Origin of the sequence: Nocardioides sp., from assembly GCF_004803405.1 — a bacterium.
Classification (GTDB): domain Bacteria; phylum Actinomycetota; class Actinomycetes; order Propionibacteriales; family Nocardioidaceae; genus Nocardioides; species Nocardioides vastitatis.
In genome coordinates this window covers 1-1714 of sequence record NZ_SSXI01000139.1, presented here as the reverse complement: position 1 = coordinate 1714, position 1714 = coordinate 1, and the positions used below count along the sequence as shown (strand labels likewise).

The 1714-nt window shown below is 69.3% G+C and carries 1 protein-coding gene; it reads right to left on the bottom strand.

The window, feature by feature from the left end; all coding sequences use genetic code 11:
- Positions 1–1714 (bottom strand): oxalyl-CoA decarboxylase (gene oxc, locus E7Z54_RS09950; protein ID WP_206056118.1); only part of this gene is annotated, 1714 nt, incomplete at both ends.

Sequence of the window (1714 nt, the reverse complement as noted above, 5' to 3'; positions counted from 1 at the left end):
GATGCCTTTGGGGTTGAGGTGTGCGATGTTGCCGCTCTCGGTTCCGTCGGAGGGGTCGATCACGGCGTCGATGAGTGCGGGTTTTCCAGAGGCCAGTGCCTCGCGGAGCATGGTCTCGACCTCGGCGGGGGTGGTCGCCTGGTATCCCTTGCCTCCGAAGGCCTGGATCATGAGGTCGTGTCGTGCCTTGAGCAGGGTCGGTGCTGGGTCGGACGTCGTTGATGCCTCGTCGCCTCGGTAGACGCCGCTGTTGTTGAGGACGACGGTGACGATCGGGAGGTTGTAGCGGCAGATGGTCTCGAGTTCGATGCCGCTGAACCCGAAGGCGCTGTCGCCCTCCACTGCGATGACCGGTTTGCCGGTCTCCACGGCGGCGGCGATCGCGTAGCCCATGCCGATGCCCATGACGCCCCAGGTGCCGCTGTCGAGGCGGTGGCGGGGGACCTGCATGCCGATGGTGTTGCGGGCCTTGTCGAGTGCGTTGGCGCCCTCGTTGACGATGTACGCCTCGGGGTTCTCGGCGAGGACGTCGCGGATGGCTTGCAGTGCGCCGAGGAACTTCATCGGGTGCGCAGTCTTCGCGGCCTCGAGGGTCTTCGCCATCCGGGCCACGTTCTGCTGGGACTTGCCGGCCAACTCCTGGCGCCACTGGTCGGCGACCGTGATCTGGCCGGGCTTGCTCCGCTCGACCAGGGCGTCCATGACCGAGCCGATGTCGCCCACGAGTGGAGCCGCGATCGGCTGGTTGCTGTCCATCTCGGCGGCCTCGATGTCGACCTGGATGAACTTCGCGTCGGGGCTCCACTGCGGGGCGTCGCCGTGCCCGAGCAGCCAGTTCAGGCGGGCGCCGACGAGCATCACCACGTCGGCTCGCTTCAGTGCCAGTGATCGGGCGGTGGCCGCCGACTGCGGGTGGTCGTCGGGCAGTAGGCCCTTGGCCATCGACATCGGCACGTACGGGACGCCGGTGGTCTCGATGAAGTCGCGGATCGCGTCGTCGGCCTGCGCGTAGGCGGCACCCTTGCCGAGCACGACGAGCGGCCGCTCGGCGGTGGCGAGCAGATCGATCGCACGGTCGACCGCCGTGGCCTCGGGGATCTGTCGCGGGGCCGGATCGACCAGCGGCCACACGGTGGCGGCGGCCTTCTCGGCGTCGAGCACCTCGCCCAGCACCGCGGCCGGGATGTCGAGGTAGACCCCACCCGGGCGACCGGAGATCGCGGTGCGCATCGCGCGAGCCAGGCCACGGCCGATGTCCTCGGCCCGCGACACCCGGTAGGCCGCCTTGCAGAACTGCCGGGCGGCCGCGAGCTGGTCCATCTCCTCGTAGTCGCCGCGCTGGAGGTCGACGAGGTGACGCTCGCTGGAGCCGGAGATCTGGACCATCGGGAAGCAGTTCGTGGTGGCGTTGGCGAGAGCCACGAGGCCGTTGAGGAACCCGGGCGCCGAGACGGTCAGGCAGATGCCCGGCCGCTGGGTCAGGAACCCGGCCGCTGCGGCCGCGTGTCCGGCGTCGCTCTCGTGGCGGAAGCCGATGAACCGGATACCCGACTTCTGGGCGAGGCGCGCGAGGTCGGTGATCGGGATGCCGACGACGCCGTAGATGTTCTCGACGCCGTGGGTCCTCAGCGCGTCGACGACGACGTGGATGCCGTCTGTCAAAGCGGCGGAGTCGTCGGCGTCCTCTGCCTCCGTGGGGTGGTTGGAAGCGTCG